The 23127-nt window shown below is 69.2% G+C and carries 23 protein-coding genes, 1 tRNA gene and 1 other RNA gene; 10 read left to right on the top strand and 15 right to left on the bottom strand.

The window, feature by feature from the left end:
- Positions 1 to 144: 144 nt before the first annotated feature.
- Genes NE358_RS08205 through NE358_RS08195 form a run of 3 tightly spaced genes read right to left on the bottom strand, consistent with a single transcriptional unit; the run spans position 145 to position 1930 of the window.
- Positions 145 to 891 carry a hypothetical protein gene (locus NE358_RS08205; RefSeq protein WP_116239808.1) on the bottom strand — a complete coding sequence of 249 codons (747 nt, stop codon included), beginning with the start codon at positions 889 to 891 and terminating at the stop codon, positions 145 to 147.
- Complete coding sequence (locus tag NE358_RS08200) at positions 888 to 1322, bottom strand: DUF6114 domain-containing protein (RefSeq protein WP_289942565.1); 435 nt, start codon at positions 1320 to 1322, stop codon at positions 888 to 890. Before NE358_RS08200 ends, NE358_RS08205 begins: the two co-directional genes overlap by 4 nt.
- 11 nt (positions 1323 to 1333) lie before the next feature.
- Positions 1334 to 1930, bottom strand: coding sequence for a DUF6230 family protein (locus tag NE358_RS08195; RefSeq protein WP_103209317.1), 597 nt, complete (start codon positions 1928 to 1930; stop codon positions 1334 to 1336).
- 110 nt (positions 1931 to 2040) lie between these two features.
- Between NE358_RS08195 and NE358_RS08190 the strand changes: the two genes are divergently transcribed.
- Together NE358_RS08190 and NE358_RS08185 are read left to right on the top strand one after the other, a co-directional pair.
- Positions 2041 to 2658, top strand: coding sequence for a TetR/AcrR family transcriptional regulator (locus NE358_RS08190; RefSeq protein WP_289942563.1), 618 nt, complete (start codon positions 2041 to 2043; stop codon positions 2656 to 2658).
- A 132-nt stretch (positions 2659 to 2790) separates the two neighbouring features.
- On the top strand, positions 2791 to 3132 hold the full coding sequence (locus NE358_RS08185) for a DUF7882 family protein (RefSeq protein WP_174799694.1): 342 nt from the start codon (positions 2791 to 2793) through the stop codon (positions 3130 to 3132).
- 23 nt (positions 3133 to 3155) lie between these two features.
- On the opposite strand, the gene NE358_RS08180 is transcribed toward NE358_RS08185, so the two are convergent.
- Complete coding sequence (locus NE358_RS08180; protein ID WP_289942562.1) at positions 3156 to 4583, bottom strand: sensor histidine kinase; 1428 nt, start codon at positions 4581 to 4583, stop codon at positions 3156 to 3158.
- Positions 4580 to 5254 carry a response regulator transcription factor gene (locus NE358_RS08175; protein WP_116239805.1) on the bottom strand — a complete coding sequence of 225 codons (675 nt, stop codon included), beginning with the start codon at positions 5252 to 5254 and terminating at the stop codon, positions 4580 to 4582. The genes NE358_RS08180 and NE358_RS08175 overlap by 4 nt, the downstream gene beginning before the upstream one ends.
- 145 nt (positions 5255 to 5399) lie before the next feature.
- Here NE358_RS08175 and NE358_RS08170 point away from each other — a divergent pair, with 145 nt between their 5' ends.
- The 3 genes from NE358_RS08170 to NE358_RS08160 all read left to right on the top strand — a co-directional run bounded on the left by NE358_RS08170 (position 5400) and on the right by NE358_RS08160 (position 7542).
- A complete protein-coding gene (locus tag NE358_RS08170) occupies positions 5400 to 5933 on the top strand; it encodes a hypothetical protein (RefSeq protein WP_499318527.1) in 534 nt (177 codons plus the stop codon).
- A 77-nt stretch (positions 5934 to 6010) separates the two neighbouring features.
- Positions 6011 to 6880 (top strand): hemagglutinin, encoded by an 870-nt coding sequence (locus NE358_RS08165; protein WP_103209331.1) that lies wholly within the window; start codon positions 6011 to 6013, stop codon positions 6878 to 6880.
- A 158-nt stretch (positions 6881 to 7038) separates the two neighbouring features.
- Positions 7039 to 7542 carry a DUF3145 domain-containing protein gene (locus NE358_RS08160; RefSeq protein WP_289942561.1) on the top strand — a complete coding sequence of 168 codons (504 nt, stop codon included), beginning with the start codon at positions 7039 to 7041 and terminating at the stop codon, positions 7540 to 7542.
- 154 nt (positions 7543 to 7696) lie between these two features.
- Here the strand turns inward: NE358_RS08160 and NE358_RS08155 are convergent, their stop codons facing one another.
- The 6 genes from NE358_RS08155 to aceE form a co-directional block, all read right to left on the bottom strand.
- Positions 7697 to 8935, bottom strand: a complete 1239-nt coding sequence (locus NE358_RS08155) for a beta-ketoacyl-[acyl-carrier-protein] synthase family protein (protein ID WP_056231419.1) — start codon at positions 8933 to 8935, stop codon at positions 7697 to 7699.
- Positions 8936 to 9003: 68 nt separating this feature from the next.
- Positions 9004 to 9252, bottom strand: a complete 249-nt coding sequence (locus NE358_RS08150) for an acyl carrier protein (protein ID WP_022880558.1) — start codon at positions 9250 to 9252, stop codon at positions 9004 to 9006.
- 68 nt (positions 9253 to 9320) lie between these two features.
- On the bottom strand, positions 9321 to 10325 hold the full coding sequence (locus tag NE358_RS08145; protein ID WP_103209335.1) for a beta-ketoacyl-ACP synthase III: 1005 nt from the start codon (positions 10323 to 10325) through the stop codon (positions 9321 to 9323).
- A complete protein-coding gene (locus NE358_RS08140) occupies positions 10322 to 11242 on the bottom strand; it encodes an ACP S-malonyltransferase (protein ID WP_289942560.1) in 921 nt (306 codons plus the stop codon). The genes NE358_RS08145 and NE358_RS08140 overlap by 4 nt, the downstream gene beginning before the upstream one ends.
- An 82-nt stretch (positions 11243 to 11324) precedes the next feature.
- Positions 11325 to 12617: a PucR family transcriptional regulator gene (locus tag NE358_RS08135; RefSeq protein ID WP_103209341.1), complete on the bottom strand. Its 1293-nt coding sequence runs from the start codon at positions 12615 to 12617 to the stop codon at positions 11325 to 11327.
- Positions 12618 to 12621: 4 nt separating this feature from the next.
- The gene (gene aceE, locus NE358_RS08130) at positions 12622 to 15348 is read right to left on the bottom strand and encodes a pyruvate dehydrogenase (acetyl-transferring), homodimeric type (RefSeq protein WP_141377908.1); all 2727 of its coding nucleotides are present in this window, start codon (positions 15346 to 15348) and stop codon (positions 12622 to 12624) included.
- A 307-nt stretch (positions 15349 to 15655) separates the two neighbouring features.
- Between aceE and NE358_RS08125 the strand changes: the two genes are divergently transcribed.
- The gene (locus NE358_RS08125) at positions 15656 to 16294 is read left to right on the top strand and encodes a DUF1345 domain-containing protein (protein WP_289942559.1); all 639 of its coding nucleotides are present in this window, start codon (positions 15656 to 15658) and stop codon (positions 16292 to 16294) included.
- A 3-nt stretch (positions 16295 to 16297) separates the two neighbouring features.
- Here NE358_RS08125 and NE358_RS08120 read toward each other — a convergent pair.
- Positions 16298 to 16370 (bottom strand) — tRNA-Val (locus NE358_RS08120).
- Positions 16371 to 16633: 263 nt separating this feature from the next.
- Between NE358_RS08120 and NE358_RS08115 the strand changes: the two genes are divergently transcribed.
- The 3 genes from NE358_RS08115 to rnpB all read left to right on the top strand — a co-directional run bounded on the left by NE358_RS08115 (position 16634) and on the right by rnpB (position 19486).
- A complete protein-coding gene (locus NE358_RS08115; RefSeq protein ID WP_289942558.1) occupies positions 16634 to 17362 on the top strand; it encodes a zinc ribbon domain-containing protein in 729 nt (242 codons plus the stop codon).
- 12 nt (positions 17363 to 17374) lie between these two features.
- On the top strand, positions 17375 to 19081 hold the full coding sequence (locus NE358_RS08110; protein ID WP_141376645.1) for a bifunctional 3'-5' exonuclease/DNA polymerase: 1707 nt from the start codon (positions 17375 to 17377) through the stop codon (positions 19079 to 19081).
- Positions 19082 to 19118: 37 nt separating this feature from the next.
- An RNA gene (rnpB, locus tag NE358_RS08105) (RNase P RNA component class A) lies at positions 19119 to 19486 on the top strand.
- 15 nt (positions 19487 to 19501) lie between these two features.
- Here rnpB and NE358_RS08100 read toward each other — a convergent pair.
- From NE358_RS08100 to NE358_RS08090, 3 genes are all read right to left on the bottom strand, one after another.
- A complete protein-coding gene (locus NE358_RS08100; protein WP_289942557.1) occupies positions 19502 to 19873 on the bottom strand; it encodes a tyrosine-type recombinase/integrase in 372 nt (123 codons plus the stop codon).
- 978 nt (positions 19874 to 20851) lie between these two features.
- The gene (locus NE358_RS08095; RefSeq protein WP_289942556.1) at positions 20852 to 21358 is read right to left on the bottom strand and encodes a GNAT family N-acetyltransferase; all 507 of its coding nucleotides are present in this window, start codon (positions 21356 to 21358) and stop codon (positions 20852 to 20854) included.
- Positions 21355 to 21702: an ArsR/SmtB family transcription factor gene (locus NE358_RS08090; RefSeq protein WP_289942555.1), complete on the bottom strand. Its 348-nt coding sequence runs from the start codon at positions 21700 to 21702 to the stop codon at positions 21355 to 21357. Before NE358_RS08090 ends, NE358_RS08095 begins: the two co-directional genes overlap by 4 nt.
- Positions 21703 to 21791: 89 nt before the next feature.
- Here NE358_RS08090 and NE358_RS08085 point away from each other — a divergent pair, with 89 nt between their 5' ends.
- Positions 21792 to 23111: an NAD(P)-binding domain-containing protein gene (locus tag NE358_RS08085; protein WP_289942554.1), complete on the top strand. Its 1320-nt coding sequence runs from the start codon at positions 21792 to 21794 to the stop codon at positions 23109 to 23111.
- The last annotated feature ends 16 nt before the right edge of the window (positions 23112 to 23127 follow it).

Here is a 23127-nt window from a genome sequence, read left to right as displayed (position 1 = left end):
GGGGCTCGAAGATCGGCCCTCCTGGTCGGTGGAGGTGCGGTGATGGCTCACGGGTTTTCTCTCTCGTGGGTCGATGATCAGTGATCGCACCGACTTTATCGAGCGGGAACCCCGCGAGGCTGGGGATTCACCCCGACTGCGCGATCACCCTGCCTCGGTGATCTTCTGGTCGGTGTTCGTGTACACGATCGAGTCGGCCGTGGTTCCCACCAACCCCAGAGTCAGTCGCGCCAGGCCCGGCGCGATGCCGTCTGCCGGCGGGGGAGTGTCGGCCCCGAGAGTGAGAGTCTTGCCGTCCGCGGTGGTGGCCGACAGCGAGTTCAGGTACACCGACACGTGCCCCGACAGCGTCATGCGGTCGGCGGTCGTGACCAGCGCAGGTCCCGTCTCGCGCCGAACCGTCAGCGCGAACCCCTCGATCGTGATCTGATCCGCCGTCATTTTCAACGCGGTGATGCGCGTACCATCGGCCAGCGGCACCGTGACGACGCTGACGAGCGGGATGCCGCGGAACGATAGCGACTGCGCCCCGAGCTGTGCCGACGGTTGCGTGAAGACGGGAGCATCCCGATCGGCGACGGCCGCCTGTGCCGGCGGCGTCGTCCCTTCGTCGGCGGGCGGTACCGAGGGTGCGGGCGTAGACGGCGCACCGGGTGCCGAGGATCCCGCATCGGGAACTGCCGGCAGGCCGGGAAGGGTGAGCCCCGGTGTCGGGGTGGGAGTCGGCGTCGATGTGGGGGCGGGCGTGGGGGCGCTGCAGGGGAACAGGATCGGAATGCACAGGCGGGCCGGGCGCAGTCCGTCGTCCGCCCACGCGGCTCCCGCTCCCGTCGCCCCACCGAGCACCAGCATCGCCGCGGTCAGCGCGGCCGCGGCCCGGACCCGCTTCATCGCTCGACCCCCGTCGACGCGTTCTCCGCCTCCTCGATACGCGACGGAGGAGCGGCATCCGACTCTGCACGAGCCGGCGCCCACGATACGGCGATGATCCCGCCCACCGCGCTCAACAGCATCCCGAGCAGGAAACCGCCGAGATTGACACCGACCAGCGAGTACACCGCAACTGCCAAGGCGATGACACCGTAGAAGATGCGGTGCGCCGGCATGAGGATGAGCAGGATGCCGAGCAGCACGAGAACGACGGGGATCACCGTGGCCTGAAGCCCCTCGATCCCGAGCTGGATGTGCAGTCGCCCGATGTCGAGCTGGCTGGAAAAGAACATCTCGACACCGCCGAGCGCGACGAGGAGTCCGCCCACCAGGGGACGGCTGCGGCACCACTCGTGAAAGCGCGCTCGAGCGGGCATGTCGGAGGGGGTCATGGCTACTCCGATCAGAAGCAGGTCTTCGAGCCGTCGGTCAGCTCGAGCTTCATGCCGGTGAGGGTGAACACCGAGGCCTGCGTACTCCAGGCTGTCTGCTGCAGACCCTTGATGGAGATGGTGTCGGCATCCTGAGCGAAATCACCCGCGGTGCCCTTCGCCGACGTGTTGACCGTCGACGCGTCGACGCCGATGCGGATGTTGCCGAACGAGGAGTCGCCCTTCAACCCGGTCATGCCGATCTGGAGGTCGGAGGCCGAGGCCGGGGCACCGCCGCCTCCGGCGGTGATGAGGACGCCCACCTTGCCCAGGGGAGTGTCGCTGACGACCGACTGACAGAGGTCGGCGAGGGTGGCGGACTTGATATTCGCGATGGCGACGTTGTGCTGGCCGCCCGCGGTGTCGTTCGTGACGCCCGCGTACTGCGAGAAGCCGGTGCCTTCGAGCTGCGACGCGCTGATCTGGAACTGGCTGCCGGAGACGGCGAACGAGACCGGCACGGCGCCCTGGGCGACGCCGGTGAGAAGAAGGCTCGCGACGGCGGCCACGGGAACGGTGGCGAGGGCCACCCGGCCGGTACGGGAGCGGGTCAGGCTGCGGAACTTCATCGATCCTCCTGCTTAAGCAAGCCCGGCGACGGCGACGAGCGAGCCCAGGCTACGCCTCATTGACAGTGTGTCAATAGATTGGTCCGGCATCGCTTCGTTAGAGTTTCCTCATGTCGAGCGATCGCCGCACGCGCCTCACGCCGGACCAGCGGCGCGCCCAGCTCGTCGCCTCGGGAGTCGCCTTCCTCGCCGAAAAGCCCCTCGACGACCTCACGATGGAGGTCCTGTCGCAACGAGTCGGCGTCTCGCGCGGGCTGCTGTTCCACTACTTCGGCTCCCGCCAGGGCCTGCACCGGGAGGTCGTGATCACGGCTGCCGCAGCGCTCCTCGCGGCATCCGTTCCGCGTGACGACCTCGGCCCGCGTGAGCGTCTCGACGACACGCTCACCCGCATCGTCGCCTTCGTCCGCGAGCACCGCGGCACTTTCTACTCGCTCGTCCGAGGCGTCGCCTCGGGCGACCCCGAGGTGCGGCACGAAGTCGACCGTGCCCGCGACGTCACCGCGGGCTGGGTCACGGACGGATTCCTCGAACTCGGGGCGGAAGACTCCCCGCTGCTGCGTGTGGCGCTTCGTTCGTGGGTGAACTTCGCCGAGGAGGTTCTCGTCGAACTCGCCCTCAGCACCGAGATGCCCGCGGCGGAGATCGTCGCCTTCCTTTCTCGATCGGCCTTCGGCGTCCTGGCCTCCGTGACGGGGGACGCCGTCCCCTCGCCGCCTCGGAAGTGATCCCGCCGGGCGTCCGCTCGCCCAACGCCCCCTGTAGGTGATGGGTGGCACAATGGGAGAGCCCCCATTGCTGCGCCCAGCGCGGTCCCCCAGAAACAAGGTTCGATTCGTCGAGCCGGAAAAGGACCTGTGATGGGACGTCTCATTTACCGTGACCGTGCGTCGTTCGACATCGACGACCGCATCCTCGCGCACCTCCGCATCGTCGTGATGAACAAGCTACGACGCAACGAGGGCTTCATGCTGCAGCTGCCCGTCAACGAAGGCGTGCGACAGGCCAGCCTCTGGATACACGCCTCTAATGCGCTCGTCATGCAGTTCTACGGTGGACGGGAGCCGGCGATCGACCGCGCGCTCGTGGATCAGATGATGCACGATGCGAGTGGCGCCGACGGGCTGACACTGACCGCCGCCGGCATCGCCCCGGTGACCACGACACCGCCTCGGCAGCCGGTCGGCGGGCGCTCGGCCTGAGCGCGGAGGGGCGCCCCCGCTCCTCACCCTTGCAACGGCAGAGTGACCTCGAACCGGGCGCCGTGCTCGGTGTCGACGCACCGTACGTCGCCGCCGTGCGCCCGGGCGATTCCGCGCGCGATCGGCAGACCGAGTCCCACCCCGCCGGATGCCGCCCGTGCCGCGTCCAGACGAACGAGACGCTCGAAGATGCGCTCGCGATCGGCCGGCGCGACACCCGGCCCGTCATCGGCGACGGACACCACCGCGTCCTCGCCGCGCGTCGAGACCGCCAGGGTGACATGTCCGGTTCGCCCGGTCGCTCGCGACGCGTTCTCGACCAGATTCGAAAGCACCTGCGCGAGTCGGTCGGGGTCGGCGTGAACCGGGACAGCGGCATCCGGAAGCAGGGCCCGAACCCGCAGCGAGGGGTGAACGAGCGGGACCCGGTGCACCTCGGCCTCGACGAGCGAACGCAGGTCGAGGACGGCGCGAGAGAGCTCGAGACCGCGATCGACGCGGGCCATGGTCAACAGGTCGTCGACGAGGCGCGAGGCCCGTGCCGCCTCTCGCGCGACGTGTGCGGCGAGCATTTCGCGCTCGGGTCCGTCGAGGTCGGCACGTACCAGCGTGTCGGCCGCGGCACGGATGCCGGCGACCGGCGTGCGCAACTCGTGCGCTGCGTCCGAGAGGAACGCACGAAGGCGCTGCTCGGCGTCTCGAGCGGCCTGCTCGGCGCCCACCACGTCGTCGAGCATGTCGTCGAGGGCGGTGGCGACGCGCCCGATCTCGGTGTCGGACCGGGTGGGGTGAAGACGCCGTTGCCGCTCGCCGGAGCCGATCGCGCGAGCGACGCGAGAGACCTGGTCGAGGGGCCGCAGGCTTCGGCGCACGACGAGAGTCACCGCGCCCGCGGCCAGGACGAGGACACCGATGGACGACAGCGCCATGATCCAGCGCACCTGGGCGAGCGTGTCACCGATGCCGGCGGCCGATGCCGTCAGCGTCAAGGTGGAGCCGTCGCTGAGCGTCGAGCGGAGCGTGACGAGGTCGTCGTCGCCCGTGACCTCGGAGACGACGACGCTCACATCGCTCGATGCGGTCGGCTGTGGCGTCGACCGGGCAGCGGGCCCCGCGCCGGGGCCACCGGGTCCACCCGGGGGAGCGTCGCGCAGCTGCTCGGGGCTGGGACCGGCGACCACCGAGTCCCCGCTTGCGCCGACGATACGGACGGCGAGCCCCTGATCCGACAGCCGCTCGGCGAGATCCGCATCGTCGACCGTTCCCACGAGCGACGCGGCGGCAGCCGCGCGATCGCGAAGGCGCTCCTCGATCTGGCCGCGGAGGCGTGCGCCCAGTGCCACGTCCACGACGACGGAGAGCACGACGAGCAGCAGAGCGACGAGGACCACGACCGCGACGATCGTGCGCCGGCGCAGCGACCCCGACTTCAGCGGCGGCGACACGCTCACCGTTCCTCGCTCAGGCGGTATCCCATGCCGCGGACGGTGTGGATCAGCCGCGGCCCGCGCTGCTCCATCTTGCGTCGCAGGGCGCTCAGGTGCACCTCGACCAGGTTCGGGTCGTAATCCTCGTACCCCCACACCTGGGTGAGGATCTGCGCCTTGGAGAGGGTCCGTCCGCGACTCTCCGCGAGCAGCTGCAGCAGGCGGAACTCGGTGGCCGTGAGCTCGAGCGACACCCCACCTCGATGTGCGGTCGCGGCATCCGGATCCACCACGAGATCGGCCACGGACACCGTCTGCGGCAGCCGCCCGCGTCGCCGCAGCACCGCTGAACTCCGTGCAACGAGTTCGGCCATGGTGAACGGCTTCACGACGTAGTCGTCGGCCCCTTCGGCGAACCCGCGGAGACGATCGTCCACCTCATCCCGCGCGGTCAGCATGATCACCGCCGTGTCGCCCGCGGCTCGCACGGTCGGGAGCAACCGGATGCCGCTCGGCCCGGGCATCATCCAGTCGATGATCACGAGGTCGGGGCGGAAAGACGCCAGTCTCTCACTGAGATCCGTGCCGTCCGGGGCCGCCTCTGCGACGAAACCATCGGCGCGCAGGGCCGTGGTGACGGCGACGCGGATCGTCTCGTCGTCGTCGAGGACGAGCACGCGGGCAGCATGGGACATCCGAGCGACGATACGGTCGCGGGCTGAATGCGGGTTATGGCTTGCGTATGCGTGGCGGGCGGGGGATCCGACTTCAGGTTCGCTTCAGTCCCGGCTCGAAGTCTGGTCTCAGAGCCGGTGACCGACACCGGACGGGAAGAGAATGATGAACGACGACAACCCCACCCTGCCGCTGCCGCGTCAGGAGGAGACTCCCGAACCCCGCCACCGCTCGTGGCGCGGACCAGCGCTGATCGCCGGCGCCGTGATCGTGGCCGCAGGCCTGACCGGGGGAACCGCCGCCCTCGCGGCGCAGAGCAGCGGAACCGGCCCCCTCGCGGCCTCGACGACCTCGGCGCCGAGCGCCGACGGCGGCTCGACCGGCGCCGGCAGTACGGCCCCCACCCCGGGCTCGACCCCCTCCGCCCCCGCCGACGGAACGGCTCCCACGCCTCCTGCCGACGGCACGGCTCCCGTTGCCCCCGGTGGCGGCAAGGGACCGGCCGAGTGCGGCCCCGGCGGCCCGGGCGCTCCGAAGGGCGATGCTTCCAAGCCCGCACCGCCCGCCGAGGGCACCGCCCCCACCCCGCCGGCCGACGGGCAGAAGCCCACGCCGCCCGCGCCGCCCACGGACGGCACGGCTCCGACCCCGCCGGCCGACGGAACCGCGCCGACGCCTCCCGCCACGCCGGGAAGTTGACCCGCGCTCCGCGCTGACCGCCGCGCCACGCCCCTCGCGTGCAGCGCGCGGTCAGCGCGGTGAGGCACGATCGACGGGTGGCGAGAACACGCACGCGGCGCCGTCGCACACCTCGGGATCGACTGATCCGGCGGCGACGCCTCGCGTTCGCTGCGGTAGCGGCGGTACTCGTCGGCCTGGTCGTCCTCGCGGTTGTCCCGCTCGTCTCACTGGCCACCGCGTGGAATACCGAGGCGCGGCGCGAGGCCATCGACCTCACGTCGTTCGATCCGGGCCACCTCATCGACGACGACCAGTTCTACGACGGTGACGCTCTCACCGCCGACCAGATCCAGGCGTTCCTCGACGACCAGGTGGGGGAGTGCCGAAACGACGCCTGTCTGTCTCTTCTGCGTTCCGAGCTCCCGGCCCGGGGGCCGATCGTCTCCGACGCTACGGGGCGAACGATCTGCGAGGGGTATGACGGGGGCGTGCTCACTGCCGCCCAGATCATCGACCGTCTGCAGCGGGCGTGCGGGATCTCGGCGAAGGTTCTGCTGGTCACTCTCCAGAAGGAGCAGAGCCTCATCTCGGGGCGCACCGCCCGTGCGCCCTCGCCCGCGCAGCTCGGTGCGGCGATGGGCGCCCGGTGCCCCGACACCGCTCCATGCGATGCCGGGGCCGCCGGCTTCGGGGCGCAGGTGGCCCAGGCGGCGACCGACCTGAAGTCGTACAGTGCGTCGGACTTCATGCGGCAACCGGGTACGCACTACCTCGCCTACTCTCCCGATCCCTCGTGCGGTGGGTCCGACGTGACCATCGCCAATGCCGCCACCGCAGCGTTGTACAACTACACGCCGTACCAGCCGAACGCCGCCGCCCTCGCCGCGCGGTGGGGGACCGGCGACGCCTGTTCGGCGTACGGCAATCGCAATTTCGCGCTCTACTGGGCGCTGTGGTTCGGGTGATCGAGTCCGGCGAAGGGCGCGACCCGACACGCGGGAGGTGCGGAGAAATCACAGTGTTGTGATTTCGTTATGCAGGGGCGATAATTGCCGGACAACCGAACACTCGCCGTGCTCCATCACAGGTCGTAGGGGAAGACGTACCTGACGAAGGAGAAATCATGGCGATCACGTCTTCGCGCGGAGTGATCCTGATCCACTCCGCGCCCCGCGCGTTGTGCCCCCACCTCGAGTGGGCGGTGGGACGCGCCCTCGGCCGCGCCGTCAACTTCGATTGGACCGAGCAGCCCGTCCTCACGGGCAGCCGTCGTGCGGAGTTCTACTGGGAGGGGCCAGTCGGCTCCGGCGCGGCGCTGGCGAGTGCAATCCGCGGCTGGGAACACCTTCGTTTCGAGGTGAGCGAAGACCCGACGCCGCGAAGCGATGGTGGCCGCTGGATGCACACACCGGGTCTCGGCATCCACTTCGCCCAGACCGACTCCGCCGGCAACGTCGTCATCGCCGAGGACCGCGTGCGCTACGCGATGGAGGTCGCCGCGGGCGATCCCTTCGAGCTGCAACGCGAACTCGATGTCGCCCTGGGCTCCGCCTGGGATGAAGAGCTCGAACCCTTCCGCCACGCCGGCGACGACCAGCAGATCGTGTGGCTGCACAAGGTCGGATGAGACCGTCAGCGGGGGAGGCGCCACTACCGGAGGTCGGTGACCACACCCGGCACCGGGACCGCGTATCCCTCACCTGACGAGATGAGAGCCCCCTGGCATCCCCGATCGCAGTCGGAGGGATGCCAGGGGGCTTTCGTTGGAGCAGAGATCGCGCTCAGACCGAGGCGATGGCGACGACGGCATTGTGCCCGCCGAAGCCGAAGGAGTTGCTGATCGCAAGCTGATCGCCGGCGCCGAGCTCGACGGGCGAACCCGAAAGCGCGAACGGAACCTCGGGGTCCTGTTCGGTCAGGTTGATCGTCGGCGGAGCGACACGATTCTGCAGCGCCAGCACGGTGAAGATCGCTTCGAGAGCACCTGTCCCACCGAGCAGGTGACCGGTGGAGGCCTTGGTGGCCGACACGGGGATCTCGTCGACACGGTCGCCGAACACGGCGCGCAGCGCCTTGTACTCGTTCGGATCGCCCACGGGGGTCGAGGTGGCGTGCGCATTGATGTGGGTGACGTCGTCGACCGACGCCCCGGCCATCTCGAGTGCCATGTGCACGGCGCGCGCGGCGCCATGACCCTCGGGGTCGTTCGCCGTGATGTGGTACGAGTCGGCCGTCACGCCGCCGCCCACGATCGAGGCGTAGATCTTCGCCCCGCGAGCCTTGGCGTGCTCCTCGGTCTCGAGGATGAGGACGCCGGCGCCCTCGCCCATGACGAAGCCGTCGCGGTCGATGCTGGCCGGGCGGGACGCCGTCTCGGGGGAGTCGTTGCGCTTCGACAGCGCCTGCATCGACGCGAACGAGGCGATCGTGATCGGGTGGATCGCCGACTCCGTGCCGCCGGCGATCACCACGTCGGCCAGGCCGTCGCGGATGTGCTGCACGGCGTTCACGATCGACTCGGTGCTCGAGGCGCAGGCCGAGGCGACCGTGCGGGCGAACGCGCGGGCATTGAAATGGAGGGAGAGGTTGCCGGCCGCCGCGTTGGGCATGAGCATGGGCACCGTCATCGGCATGACACGCCGCGGGCCCTTCTCGCGCAGGGTGTCCCACGCGTCGAGCAGCGTCCAGACGCCACCGATACCGGTCGCGAAGTCGACGCCGAGACGGTCGGGGTCGATGTCGGGGGAACCGGCGTCTTCCCAGGCCTCTTTCGCCGCGACCATCGCGAGCTGAGACGAAGGGTCGAGGCGCTTGGCGACGGGGCGCTCGAGCACGGTCTCCGGGCGCACCAGGGCCTCGGCGGCGAAGGTGACGGGCAGGTTGTACTGCTCGACCCACTCGTGCTCGAGGGAACGGGCGCCGGAGGTTCCGGCGAGCAGGGCGGACCAGCTCTCGGGCGCCGTGCCGCCGATGGGCGAAGTGGCTCCGATGCCGGTGACGACGATGCGGGGTGTGCTCATGAGCGAGAAATCCTTGGTGCGGCCGACAGGTCGTGACCGGTGGGGGCCGGAGCCCCCACCGGGAGGTGTCAGGACTGGTTCGACGTGATGAAAGTCACGGCGTCGCCGACGGTCTTGAGGTTCTTGACCTCGTCGTCGGGAATGGTGACACCGAACTTCTCTTCGGCGTTGACCACGATCGTCATCATCGAGATGGAGTCGATGTCGAGGTCGTCGGTGAAGGACTTCTCAAGCGCGACCTCGTCGGCCGAAATGCCCGTCTCGTCGGTGATGAGCTCGGCAAGGCCGGCGAGAACCTCGTCGTTGGTGAATGCCATGATGTCTCCTGTTTCTTGGGGGCGGGGCCTGTCGGGCCCCGATCAGTCTAGAGTTCGACGGCGCTGCGTCAGGGCAGCACGACGACCTGCGCGCCGAACACCAGTCCGGCTCCGAAGCCGATCTGCAGCGCGAGGCCGCCGCTGAGCTCGGGGTGTTCCTCGAGCAGGCGGTGGGTGGCGAGGGGGATGGATGCCGCGGACGTGTTGCCCGTGGTCTCGATGTCGCGACCGATGACGACGGTCTCGGGCAGCCCGAGCTGCTTCGCGAACTCGTCGATGATGCGCATGTTCGCCTGGTGCGGCACGAACGCGGCGAGGTCGGCGGGCTCGATACCCGCGGCCTCGATGGCCTGGCGCGCGACCTTCACCATCTCCCAGACGGCCCAGCGGAAGACCGTGGGGCCCTCCTGACGCAGGGTCGGCCAGGCCGCGACGCCGTCGCGGAAGTCGGTCAGGGTGGCGTTCATGCCCACGGCATCCGCCTTCGAGCCGTCCGAGCCCCAGATGGTGGGGCCGATACCGGGGGTGTCGCTCGGGCCCACGACCACGGCGCCCGCGCCGTCGCCGAGCAGGAACGAGATGCTGCGATCGGTGGGATCGACGACGTCGCTGAGCTTCTCGGCGCCGACCACGACGACGTGCTTCGCGAGACCGGCCCGCACGAGCGCGTCGGCCTGACCGACTCCGTAGGCGAAGCCCGCGCACGCGGCGTTGAGGTCGTAGGCGGCGGCGGGGTTCGCACCGATCCGGTCGGCCACGATGGCCGAGGCGGACGGAGTCTGCTTGGGGTTGCTGATGGTCGCCACGATCACGGCGTCGATGTCTTCGGGCGCCACGCCCGACTTCTCGACCGCTTCGCGCGCGGCCGTGGTGGCCAGGTCGATGGCATCCGTCTCTTTGTTCGCGCGAACACGCGTGACGATCCCGGTGCGCTGGCGGATCCACTCGTCGCTCGAGTCGATCGGGCCGACGAGGTCGTCGTTCGGCACGAAGTTCTCGCCGCGGGCGGCTCCGTACGAGTAGATGCGGGTGTGCGCGGGCCCCTGCAGCTGGCGGAGGATGGGAGTGCTCATGCCTGGTCTTCTTTCAGCAGGGAGACGGCCGCGTCGAGGTCGTCGGGGGTCTTGACCGCAACGGTCGGGGTGCCGCGGAGGGCGCGCTTGGCGAGTCCGGTGAGGGCGCCGGCGGGGGACATCTCGATGATGCCGGTCACGCCGTGCTCGGCGAACGAGGCCATGCAGCGGTCCCACCGCACGGGGGACGCCACCTGGGCGACGACGAGGTCGAGGGCGCGGCGCCCGTCGGAGACGACGGAGCCGTCGGAGTTCGTCCACAGCGTCGTGCTCGGCTCGGAGACCGCGACGTCGGCGGCGGCGGCACGGAGGGTCGCGACGGCGGGCTCCATGAAACGGGCGTGGAACGCTCCCGCGACCTGCAGCGGGATGACACGCGCACCGCGCGGCGCCTCGGAGGCGAGTTCCGCCAGTGCCGGGAGTTCACCGGCCGCCACGATCTGACCGCCGCCGTTGTAGTTGGCCGGGGTGAGGCCCAGAGCGTCGAGCCGCTCGAGCACCGCCTGCTCGTCCCCGCCCACGACGGCGCTCATGCCGGTCTCGACGGCGGCGGCGGCCTCGGCCATCGCGCGGCCGCGGAGTCCGACCAGACGCAGCGCGTCATCGTCGGAGAGCACACCGGATGCCGCCAGCGCGGCGATCTCGCCGACGGAGTGCCCCGCGACACCGCTGACCGACGAGCTGGAGCGGTCACCGAGAGCACCCCACGAGAGCAGGCTTGCCGCCACGATCAGCGGCTGCGCCACGCTCGTATCGCGGATGCGGTCGGCGTCCCACTCGGTGCCGGCAGCGATGAGGTCGACGCCCGCCTGCTCGGAGTAGGCGGCGAGACGCTCACGCGCCCCGTCGAGCTCGAGCCACGGCGAGAGAAACCCGGGGGTCTGAGAACCCTGTCCGGGGAAGACGGCGATGATCACTCTTCCATCCTGTCAAGGATCGGGCACGTGCTTCTGGAGATATCGACACAGAAATACGGCGTGTCTTTGTGCGCGCCGTGCATCAGCGCACGAACGACGACCGACGACCCACCGGACCTCGTCGACGTGTGGCGTCCGTTCCGATCGATCCGAGGATCAGCGCGGTCTGCAGGATGAGCGCTTCGCGCGGCCCCGTGGCATCCCATCCGATGACTTCCGACACGCGCTTGAGACGGTAACGAACCGTATTGGGATGCACGTAGAGCTCGCGGGCCGTCGCTTCGAGAGAGCGGCCGTTGTCGAGGTAGCTCCACAGCGTCGCGACGAGATCGGCGCTGTGCGCCTGCAACGGCTGGTAGACCCGGTCGACCAACGTCTGCTTGGCCACGGCGTCGCCGGCGAGGGCGCGCTCGGGCAACAGATCGTCGGCCTCGACAGGGCGCGGGGCGTGGCGCCACGCACGGGCCACGGCGAACCCGGCGAGGGCCGCGCGGGCACTCTGACCGGCGTCGACCAGGGCGGGCACGGCGGGGCCCAAGACGAGGTGACCCGCGCCGAAGCCCGGCTCGAGGCGCTTCGCGATCTCGGGGAACGGCAGCTCGGCGTTCTCTTCGCCCGCGCGGGCGGGGAGGTCGGCGCGGCCGACCACCAGCACGAGACGAGACCCCTGCACACCGATCAGCACGTCGACACCGAGCTTGCGCGCGGTACGTCGCACCTGATCGACGTCGAGCTGTGGGGGAGTCGTGCCCACGAGGACGGCGACCTCTCCGTGGCCGTGCCAGCCGAGCGCGGCGATACGGCTGGGGAGTTCGTCGTCGGCCTCGCCGGTGAGGATCGAGTCGACGACGAGGGCTTCGAGGCGCGCATCCCAGAGCCCCCGCGCCTCGGCGGCACGTGCGTAGACGTCTGCCGCGGCGAAAGCGACCTCGCGCGAGTACGACAGCATCGCCTCGCGCACCTTCTCGCTGCGCCCGGCTACGCGCTCCTCCATGACCTCGACGGTCACGCGAACGAGCTGCAGCGTCTGGGTGAGGCTGACGCTCCGCAGCAGTTCACGGGGAGCGGCGGCGAAGATGTCGGACGCGATGGCGGGAGTGGATGCCGGCTCCTCGAACCACTGCAGGAACGAGGTGATCCCCGCCTGGGCGACGAGCCCGACGGCCGATCGCCGCGCGGGGGGCATCTCGGCGTACCAGGGCAGGGTCTCTTCGAGGCGCTGGATGGTCGCCGTGGCGAGGTCGCCCGAGATGCGCCGGAGCCAGGTGAGGGTGTCGGCCTTCTCCTGCGCGGCGGCGGCGACCGAGCCCGCAGACCGGTCGGGTCCGGCCCCGCCCGTGGAGGCGGAACCGGACCCGTCGGTGGTGCTCGTCACGTGATCAGGCCTCGCCGCCCGCGTTGCCGGTCGTTCCGGCGTTGACGTCGTGGAGACGGTACTTCTCGATCGCCTGTCCGACGACCGCGCGGTCGACCTTGCCCTCTTCGGCCAGCGCCTGCAGGGTGCGGACGACCATCGAGGGACCATCGATCTTGAAGAAGCGACGTGCGGCGGCACGGGTGTCCGAGAAACCGAAGCCGTCGGCCCCGAGGGTCCAGTAGTTCTGCGGGACCCACTGACGGATCTGGTCCTGGACCGCGTGCATCCAGTCGCTGACCGCGATGACCGGGCCCTGGGCTTCCTTCAGCTTGTCGGTGAGGTACGGCACGCGAGCCTCTTCCTCGGGGTGCAGGAAGTTGTGCTCGTCGGCGGCCAGGCCGTCGCGGCGCAGTTCGCTCCATGAGGTGACCGACCACACGTCGGCGACCACGCCCCAATCGTCCTTCAGCAGACGCTGGGCCTCGAAAGCCCACGGCACACCGACGCCCGAGGCGAGCAGCTGGGCACGGGGGCCGTCGCCCTCGCCCGAGGAGATGTGGTGGATGCCGCGGACGATGCCGTCGACGTCGACCCCGTCGGGCTCGGCGGGCTGCACGTAGGGCTCGTTGTAGACCGTCATGTAGTACATGACGTTGGGATCGGGGTGGTTCCCGCCGTACATCCGCTCGATACCCGAGCGCACGATGTGCGAGATCTCGTAGCCGTACGCCGGGTCGTACGACACCGTGGCCGGGTTGGTCGACGCGAGCAGCTGCGAGTGACCGTCAGCGTGCTGCAGGCCCTCACCGGTCAGGGTGGTGCGACCGGCCGTGGCGCCGATGATGAAGCCGCGAGCCATCTGGTCGCCCGCCGCCCACTGGGCGTCGCCCGTGCGCTGGAAGCCGAACATCGAGTAGAAGACGTACACCGGGATGAGCGGCTCGCCGTGGGTCGAGTACGCCGTGCCCGCCGCGGTGAACGCCGCCAGGGCGCCCGCCTCGTTGATGCCGACGTGCACGATCTGGCCCTGCGGGCTCTCCTTGTACGCCAGCAGCAGCTCGCGGTCGACGGAGGTGTAGTGCTGGCCCTTGGGGTTGTAGATCTTCGCCGTCGGGAAGTACGCGTCCATACCGAACGTGCGCGCCTCGTCGGGGATGATCGGCACGATGCGGTGACCGAAGTCCTTGACCCGCAGCAGATCCTTCAGCAGACGCACGAACGCCATGGTCGTGGCGATCTCCTGCGTGCCCGAGCCCTTCTTGGGCAGCGCGTACGCGGCATCCCCCGGCAGTTCGAGACCGACATGGGTGGTGCGACGCTCGGGCAGGAAGCCGCCGAGTGAACGGCGACGCTCGAGCATGTACTTGATCGTCTCGTCCTGCTCACCGGGGTTGTAGTACGGCGGCTGGTACGGGTTCTCGTCGAGCTGCGCGTCGGTGACGGGGATGTCCATCGCGTCGCGGAACGCCTTGAGATCGTCGAGCGTCAGCTTCTTCATCTGGTGGGTCGCGTTGCGGCCCTCGAAGTGCGGGCCGAGGCCGTAACCCTTGATGGTCTTCGCCAGGATGACGGTGGGCTGGCCCTTGTGCTCCTTGGCCGCCTTGAATGCGGCAAACACCTTGCGGTAGTCGTGGCCACCGCGCTTGAGGCCCCAGACCTGCTCATCGGTGTAGTCCTTGACGAGCTCGAGAGCGCGGGGGTCGCGACCGAAGAAGTTCTCGCGCACGTAGGCGCCGTTCTCGGCCTTGTAGGTCTGATAGTCGCCGTCGGGGGTGCTGTTCATGAGGTTGAGCAGCGCGCCCTCGGTGTCACGGGCGAGGAGCTCGTCCCACTCGCGGCCCCAGACGACCTTGATGACGTTCCAGCCGGCACCGCGGAAGAAGCTCTCGAGCTCCTGGATAATCTTGCCGTTGCCGCGGACCGGGCCGTCGAGGCGCTGCAGGTTGCAGTTGACGATGAAGGTCAGGTTGTCGAGGCCCTCGTTGGCTGCGACCTGCAGTTGACCGCGGCTCTCGACCTCGTCCATCTCGCCGTCGCCGAGGTACGCCCAGACGTGCGAGTCACCCACGTCTTTGATGCCGCGGTTCGACAGGTACTTGTTCGACATCGCCTGGTAGATCGCGTTGATCGGGCCGAGGCCCATCGACACGGTCGGGAACTGCCAGAACTCCGGCATGAGGCGCGGGTGCGGGTACGACGGGATGCCGTTGGGCGCCTGCGACTTCTCCTGACGGAAGCCGTCGAGCTGCGCCTCGGTCAGACGACCCTCGAGGTACGCCCGGGCGTAGGCACCGGGGGAGGCGTGGCCCTGGATGAAGATCTGGTCGCCGCCCGACGGGTCGTCGAGGCCGCGGAAGAAGTGGTTGAAGCCCACTTCGTAGAGCGCTGCCGACGATGCGTAGGTCGAGATGTGGCCGCCGACGCCGATGCCGGGGCGCTGGGCGCGGTGCACGGTGACCGCGGCGTTCCAGCGGATCCACTTGCGGTAGCGCCGCTCGAGCTCCTCGTCACCGGGGAACTCGGGCTCGTTCTTCTGCGAGATGGTGTTGATGTAGTCGGTGGTCGGAACCATCGGCACATTCAGGTGGAGTTCCTTGGAGCCCTTCAGAAGGCTCAACATGATCTCGCGAGCGCGAGCCGGACCCTTCGCCTGGACCAGCTGTCGCAGGGATTCCTGCCACTCCCCGGTCTCTTCCGGGTCGCTGTCCTGCGGCCCCTGCGAATACGGATCCTGGTCGTGAACAGTCACGGAAGACCTTTCGTCGTCTGGCAGGTCATGCCAGAGAATCGCCATACGAGTGCGGCAACCCTTGTCTGCTCCGCACAATCAACCAGCGTCCAGCCTAGCGAGTCGCGGCGACATCGGATGCGCCCCGCCCGCGACGGCTCGCCTCCATCGCACAGACAGTTTGACGTCGAAGCGAGCTCAGCCCCGTCAGAACCACCGGGGATACCGCGTGCGAGCGGAGAACGCCCATGCGCAGGTCTAGCCTGAGCGCGGGAGCACGCACGAACGCGAGGGTTTCCGCACCCGGCCGGAGCACCGCTGGCCGGTCTTGATCGCCCTGGCCGTCGGCACCGGACTGTACGCGGTGCTTCCGAACGAGGCGTCGGGCGTGCTGCGCTACGTCGTGGTCATCGCGGGTGTGCTGTGTGCGATCCCCATGGTCGTGACGAACCCCTCCCGACTGTCGCGCGAGTCGGCGGTCGGCCGCGGCTTCGCGCTCGCGTTCACCGCAGTGCTGCTCGTGGCGAACCAGGTCGCGTTCTTCCTGCTCATCCAGCAACTGCTGCGCGGGGAAGGAAGCGGGGCCGGCACCCTGCTCGGGGCGGCACAGGTGTGGGCGATCAATGTCATCGGCTATGCCGTCGTCTACTGGGAGATGGACCGCGGAGGGCCCATCGCGCGCCGCCGCGACCCGCGCGACGCCCTTCCGCCTGCCGACTTCCAGTTCCCTCAGGACTCCGACCGCGACGCGGTGAGCGAGGTGGCCCGCCGTTCCTCCGAGACCGAGGACTGGGCGCCCGGGTACATCGACTACCTCTACTTCTCGGCATCCAACGCCATGGCGTTCAGCCCTACCGACGTCATGCCGCTCAGCACGCGAGCGAAGCTGTTCATGATGGTTCAGGCGGTGTCGGGTTTCATCCTGCTCGCGCTCGTGATCTCGCGAAGCGTGAACATCCTGAACTAGAGGTGGGCCCTGCCGGGATCGAACCGACGACATCCACGGTGTAAACGTGGCGCTCTACCAGCTGAGCTAAAGGCCCTGGATGCATCGAGTCTAGCGTCCGCCCGGCTCCTGGCCCGCGCCACTGCCGCCACGAGGTCACGTGAACCGGGCGAGGGGACAGGGCATGTCGTGCGTCCTCGCCCAGGTCGCGTGATCTGGCCCTCTCACGGCCGCGGCTCGTCGCCGAGGCCCCGTGATCTGGCCCATCGACAGCTCCGGCCCCCGCGCACCACAGACCCCGCCCGGTCGCGCGGCGATCGCGTACCGCCGATGTCGGAGCCCCGGGGTAGCGTGGAACCCGTGAATGCCGATCCCGCCGACCAGCGCAAACTGCTCGACCTCGCCGACCTCGACGCCCGTATCCGTCGAGATGAGAAGGTCTCGGCCAACCCGCCGCAGGCCGAGCGCGTGCGCGAGCTCCTCGCGCAGCGGGCAACGCTCACGCAAGAGCTGTCGACCCGCGCCAACGCGCGCGATGACATCACCGCCGAGCTGAAGCGTCTCGAGTCCGACGTGGCCGTCGTCGACGCCCGTATCGCGCGCGATACCGAACGGCTCGCCGCGTCGTCGAACCCCAAGCAGGCACAAGGCTTCGAGAGCGAGCTCGCCTCGCTGACGCGGCGCAAGAGCGACCTCGAAGACATGGAGATCGCGCTCATGGAGCGCCTCGAGACGGCGGATGCCGCGGTCTCCGAGCAAGAGGCTCTGATCGCCGAGACCAACGCCCAGGGCGCACAACTGAGTGCCGACGCGAAGACCACCGTGTCTGACGCGACGACGCGTCTCGAGGGTGCGCGCCGCGATCGCAACGCCGTCGCTGCGTCCGTTCCCACCGACCTGCTCGGCCTGTACGAGCGTCTCGCCGCCCGCGGAAACGGTGCGGGACTCCTCCGCGCCGGCGCGTGCGAGGCGTGCCGTATGGTCCTTCCGCCGAGCGACCTGGCCACGGTACGCCGCGCCCAGACCGACGAGGTCGTGTTCTGCCCCGAGTGCGGCGCCATCCTGGTCCGCACAGAAGAGTCCCGATGACCCGAGACGGCCGTGCCGTCTGACACGGTCGTGGTCGGCAGCGCCCCCTCGGGGCGGGCCTCCCTGATCGAGCTGGATGCCGATGGTGCGCCGTCGCGCACGGTCGAGATCGACGCTGAGGCACTGGCCTCCGCGGTCTCGTTGCGCGAAGCGGGTGGCGATGTCCGCTGGGTGTGGGCAGATTCGACGACGGTGTACTCCCGGCTCCTGACGGCCGGGGTGCGCGTGGCTCGCGCGTGGGACCTGCGTCTCGTCCACGCCATCCTCCGCGACGCTGCCGCCGTCCGCGACGACCACGGTCTGCGCGCCGCCACGGCCTGGGATGCCGCCACCTCGGCCCCCGCGGGCGGTGACACGCTCTTCGAGCTGGGAGAGTCGGCATCCGGGATTCCCGAGAGCGCCGACGCGGCACTCGCCGAGTACCGCCGACAGGTGTCGGCGATCGGATCGTCGACGAATCCGGGGGCGCTGCGGTTGCTCTGCGCGGCGGAATCGGCCGGGGCGCTCATCGCCGAAGAGCTGCACGCCGCCGGCGTCCCCTGGAGCCGCGCCGCGCACGAAGCGTTGCTCGAGGAAGAACTCGGCGCGCGGCGCGGGGGAGGATTGCCCACCCGCATCGAGCAGGCCGCCACCACGGTCCGCGCGGCGCTGGGCGACCCCGCCGCCTCGCTCGACTCGCAGCCGCGGCTGCTGCGCTCGCTGCACCGCGCTGGCCTGCTGGTGCAGTCCACCAGCCGGTGGGAACTGGCCGAGCACGATCACCCGGTGGTGCACCCCCTCATCTCGTACAAGAAGCTCATGCGGCTCTACACCGCGAACGGCTGGGCGTGGCTCGACGAATGGGTACGCGCCGACCGGTTCCGCCCCGTCTACGTCGCCGCAGGCGTCGTCACCGGCCGTTGGGCATCATCCGGCGGGGGAGCGCTGCAAATTCCGCGGGCGCTGCGCACCGCCGTCCGCGCCGACCCGGGGTGGACGCTCGTAACCGCCGACGTCGCCCAGCTCGAGCCCCGGGTCCTCGCGGCAATGGCGCGCGACACGGCGTTGGCCGAAGCGGCGTCCGGTCGCGACCTGTACGCCGGCATCGTCGAGCGCGGCGCCGTCGGCAGCCGCGCCGAGGCGAAGCTCGCAATGCTGGGGGCGATGTACGGCGCCACCACGGGAGAGAGTGGGCGGCTCCTGCCGCGCCTTCGGCGCACCTTCCCGCGCGCGATGCAGCTCGTCGACGACGCCGCGCGCACGGGGGAGGAGGGCGGGGTCGTGCACACCTGGCTCGGCCGCACGTCTCCCACGGCCGGCGACTCGTGGCGCGACCTGCAGTCACGGGCGAGCGACGCCGCGGCATCCGGAATCGACGAGACACGCGCGCGCCGCTCCGCCCGAGACCGGGGCAGGTTCACGCGCAATTATGTTGTGCAGGGCACGGCGGCCGAGTGGGCGCTGGCGTGGCTGGCCGACCTCCGCTCCCGTCTCGCCAGGCTCCCCGAAGTGGATGCCGCCCGCGCTGCGGCCGCATCGGGTCCGGTGTTCGCACGCTCTCCGCACCTGGCGTTCTTCCTCCACGACGAGATCGTGGTGCACACGCCGCTCGAGCACGCCGAAGCCGTCGCGGATGCCGTGCGTGAATCGGCGGCCTCGGCGGGGCGGCTGTTGTTCGGCACCTTCCCCATCGACTTCCCGCTCGATCTGCGGATCGGCGAGACGGCCGAGAAGGGCTGAAAGCGAAAGAGTGCGCCGGTAGACTGGTCGACGCGAATGGGTCGGCTGGACGGTCGCGTCACGGGTTCTCCCGTGCCGAGGAACGTCCGGGCTCCACAGGGCAGGACGGTGGGTAACGCCCACCCGGAGCAATCCGCGAGACAGTGCCACAGAGAGCAGACCGCCTCGACCCCTCGGGGTGCGGGGTAAGGGTGAAAGGGTGGTGTAAGAGACCACCGGGGTCGTGGTGACACGACCCGCGAGGTAAACCTCGTCCGGAGCAAGGCCAGACAGGGGATGACGACGCGGCTCGCCGAGTCCCCGGGTAGGCCGCTGGAGCGGCACGGCAACGTGTCGCCGAGAGAGATGACCGTCCACGGGGTTTCGACCCCCGGACAGAACCCGGCGTACAGGTCGGCCCATTCGCATAATCGACGTTGATCAGGAGAAAATAGACCCCCTACGGTTCTGAGTCCGCGAGGAGTCCGCATGAGCACCGAGGACACTGTCGACAGCTTCGCGCGTTCGGTCATCTGAGTCCGCCCACATATGGCCGTACGTATCGAGCGTCTCGGTCGCGGACTTGTGCCCGAGGCGCCCCTGGACCGTCTTGACCGACTCCCCGTAGCGGATGAGCAGGCTCGCGTAGTAGTGCCGTAACGCGTGCATCCCGGTACCGGTCGCAGAGGTCAACTCGGCTGCCCTCGCTGCGGGCCGCCACAGATGCCCGAAGCGCTGACGGGTTAGCGGGCGGGCGGCCGGCGATGAAACACACTGACGGGGACACGTCGGAGTGGATCGTGACGACCTCACTCGGTGGGCACTTCGAACCCGCGTCGAGGGCACCCGCCAGATTGGCGCATGGGCGATCAAGTGCGTGCTCGTTGCCCTTGTCCAGTACGCGAATGCCGACCTCGTCGCGTCGCCGTCGGCCGACCGCCTTGCAGATGACGTATCTGCAACGCGACGCGATGTTCGCAACGCGCTCGCCGCTCTCGAACAATCTGACCTTATCGCGCGTGCCCAGATCAACCCCGGCCGGTCGATTCGGTGGCAGCTGGCGGGGTATCCCGCTTACCGAATGGTGACTGAACGGCGGGATACCCCGCCGCATAACGTGGCGGGGAACAAAGCGGGCGACGTGGCGGGGACCGTGGCGGGATATCCCGCCACGAACCGAAGAGAAGAGAAAGAATATCGCCCGCGTTCCCAGTCGCCAATTTATCTACCCGCGCACACAATGGTCACAGTTCAGCCTGGCGAGCGGTGCCCCGCGAGGAAGCATCGACTCCTCCCCGACGGAACCTGCCTGCGATGCGACATCCGGCCGGGGGAAGCTGCATGAGCGTCTCTGAGGCATACATGGACCTCGGCGGAGGCATGCGTTCCGTTGCTCCGCGTCGCGTCATTGTGCGGCCACCGAATCCGTCCGCAGTGAACAAGGCACCCCACGAGTGCTGCTTCGATGTCCTCGGCGGCTGGTGCGCATGTGGTCGACGCGACGACGGGCACGTCGCAGAAAGCTCGCCGGCCTGGAGCGGCTCATTGACCGTAGCGTGAGAGTTCGAACCGGCGAGTGGAATTCATCATCCAGCGGAGAGCTGTGGGTGAAACCGCAGAGCAGACGCGTGCAACAGCACCGCCAGCCCTATCCCGGCCGAGGCGAGCCAGGCAATGTGAGTGCAATCTAGCGTGATGGTACGAGTGGACAGCGCTCAACCTCATGCTGACTGCGCATAGAACTCCACCCCGGCCAGCATGAGGTCTCACGAAAAGCGATGCCGCGAGGTGTTACGACGCGCGTCGTCGCTCGATGAGGACGGTATCCCGCCATTGCCCCGCCCAGGGGCCGTAGGTCATGCGGGCGATACGTTCGCGTGTTCCGACGCGCCGAAAGCCGGCCTGTTCGTGGAGGGTGAGACTTGCGGGGTTCTCGGGAAAGATGCTCGATTGCACGGTCCAAATGCCTGCGGCGTCGACCTCGCTGAGGAATGCGGCCACCAGCTCGGTGCCGATGCGGCGGCCACGGGCAAGCGGGGAGACGTAGACGGAGTGCTCGACAACCCCGCGGTACACCTCGCGGGCAGATACGGGCGCCGCGGCAACCCACCCGACGACGTCGTGGGCGTGATCGACGGCGACTAGGCGCCCGACCGTGAGCTTGCCGCGGTCGAAGTCTTGCCAGGACGGCGGCTCGGCTTCAAAGGTCGCATTGCCGGTGGCGATGCCGTCACGGTAGATCGACTCTACGAAGGGGCAGTCATCCGCCCGCATAGGGCGGATGTGGGGGGCGGTCACGGTCGGAGGGCTCGAACGGCGATGTCGAGCGCTTCGGTGACGACGCGGAAGTAGGCCCAGCGCCCACGCTGCTCGCGCGTGGCAAGGCCCGCGTCGACTAGGAGCTTCATGTGGTGCGACACGGTGGGCTGAGACAGCCCGACCGGCTCAGTGAGGTCACAGATGCATGCTTCCCCGTCGTCCGAGGCCGCAATGAGCGACAGCAGCCGCACCCTTGTGGGATCGCCCAGCGCCTTGAAGGTGCGTGCGGTCGCCTCGGCCTGCTCAGCCGACAACGCCGCGGATCCTCCCGGCGCACAGCACGCCTCGGTGTCGTTCGAAAGGAGGGACAGCAGAGTATCCATACGACAAGTCTGCCCCTCATATTGACATTTGTCGATACATAGAAGACCCTCAATGCATCGACAAGCGTCGATGTGAGGAGGAGTTTGTGATGGTCGATGCATTGCCCGTCGTCGTCATCGGTGCTGGCCCTCAGGGCCTGGCTGCCGCGGCGCACCTGAGCGAACGAGATGTGCCGGTTCTCGTACTGGAGGCGGGACCTGGGCCTGCGGCCGCAATATCCGACTGGAGTCACGTGCGGTTGTTCTCGGAGTGGCCGGAACTCATAGACACCGCAAGCGCACGCCTGCTCGAAACCACCGGATGGAAGGCGCCGACGACTGGGTATCCGACCGGTGCGCAGTGGGTGGAGAAGTACCTGGCACCCCTTGCGGGAGCGCTGGGCGGGAAGGTCGTATACGGTGCTCGCGTGACAGGGGTGTCACGGCTGGGGCGTGACCGGCTGGTGGACGCCGGCCGCGGCGACCAGCCGTTCACCGTGCACGTTGAGCCCACTGAGGGGGAGCAGTACAGGATCCAGGCGCGGGCTGTCGTCGACGCGTCCGGCACCTGGTCCACCCCCAACCCTGCTGGAGCGGACGGTCTACCCGCGCTGGGCGAGCAAACCGCCGCCGGCCTGCTCTCGTATCGCATCCCCGACTTCCGCGATCGCGCAGGGTTCGAGGGGAAGCACACCGTCGTCGTCGGCTCCGGGCACTCCGCCATCACAGCTGTGCTGGCCCTGGCCCGCATGGCTCGCCGCGACCCGTCGACTACCGTGACCTGGGCGCTGCGGCGAGCAACAGCCGGCAACACCTTCGGAGGCGGGGACGCCGACGAACTCCCTGCCCGCGGTGCACTCGGGATCAAAGCGAAAGAGGCCGTTGACACTGGCCTCGTGTCGCTGGTGACCGGGTTCCGTGTCGAGCGCGTCGCGCGTCAAGGCGATCGTCCCGTGCTCGTCGCCGAGGACGGCCGCACGCTCACCGCGGACCGAGCCGTGGTGCTCACCGGGTTCCGGCCCGACCTGTCGTTCCTGTCGGAACTGCGGCTCGAGCTGGACCCGACGCTGCAAGCGCCGGTCCGCATCGCCGCGGAGGTCGACCCGAACGTGCACTCCTGCGGGTCTGTCGCCGCGACCGGCGCTGTCGACCTCGCCCAGCCCGAACCAGACTTCTATCTTGTCGGCGCGAAGTCGTACGGGCGCGCTCCGACCTTCTTGGCTCTCACCGGCTACGAGCAGGTGCGCAGCGTCACAGCGGAGCTCGCGGGAGACCACGACGCCGCACGTCGCATCGAACTGACGTTGCCCGACACGGGCGTGTGCGGTGGCGCAGGCTTGTTCGACGCCTCCGGCGTGTCCCTGGGTGGCGCGTGCTGCGCCCCGCCGGCGCAAGTTCTACAGATTGGCCGCGCTCCGGCCACCGTCTGACCAGCTGAGGGAAGAG

This window comes from Sphingomonas sp. G5 (assembly GCF_052660795.1).
Note: the sequence above shows the minus strand (reverse complement) of the source record. Positions and strands in the feature narration are given on the sequence as shown.

Bases quoted from the DNA above. Each gene is read 5' to 3' on its own strand.
- NE358_RS08205 (WP_116239808.1), bottom strand. From the start codon at position 891: ATGAAGCGGGTCCGGGCCGCGGCCGCGCTGACCGCGGCGATGCTGGTG.
- NE358_RS08200 (WP_289942565.1), bottom strand. From the start codon at position 1,322: ATGACCCCCTCCGACATGCCCGCTCGAGCGCGCTTTCACGAGTGGTGC.
- NE358_RS08195 (WP_103209317.1), bottom strand. From the start codon at position 1,930: ATGAAGTTCCGCAGCCTGACCCGCTCCCGTACCGGCCGGGTGGCCCTC.
- NE358_RS08190 (WP_289942563.1), top strand. From the start codon at position 2,041: ATGTCGAGCGATCGCCGCACGCGCCTCACGCCGGACCAGCGGCGCGCC.
- NE358_RS08185 (WP_174799694.1), top strand. From the start codon at position 2,791: ATGGGACGTCTCATTTACCGTGACCGTGCGTCGTTCGACATCGACGAC.
- NE358_RS08175 (WP_116239805.1), bottom strand. From the start codon at position 5,254: ATGTCCCATGCTGCCCGCGTGCTCGTCCTCGACGACGACGAGACGATC.
- NE358_RS08170 (WP_499318527.1), top strand. From the start codon at position 5,400: ATGAACGACGACAACCCCACCCTGCCGCTGCCGCGTCAGGAGGAGACT.
- NE358_RS08160 (WP_289942561.1), top strand. From the start codon at position 7,039: ATGGCGATCACGTCTTCGCGCGGAGTGATCCTGATCCACTCCGCGCCC.
- NE358_RS08155 (WP_056231419.1), bottom strand. From the start codon at position 8,935: ATGAGCACACCCCGCATCGTCGTCACCGGCATCGGAGCCACTTCGCCC.
- NE358_RS08150 (WP_022880558.1), bottom strand. From the start codon at position 9,252: ATGGCATTCACCAACGACGAGGTTCTCGCCGGCCTTGCCGAGCTCATC.
- NE358_RS08145 (WP_103209335.1), bottom strand. From the start codon at position 10,325: ATGAGCACTCCCATCCTCCGCCAGCTGCAGGGGCCCGCGCACACCCGC.
- NE358_RS08090 (WP_289942555.1), bottom strand. From the start codon at position 21,702: ATGGATACTCTGCTGTCCCTCCTTTCGAACGACACCGAGGCGTGCTGT.
- NE358_RS08085 (WP_289942554.1), top strand. From the start codon at position 21,792: ATGGTCGATGCATTGCCCGTCGTCGTCATCGGTGCTGGCCCTCAGGGC.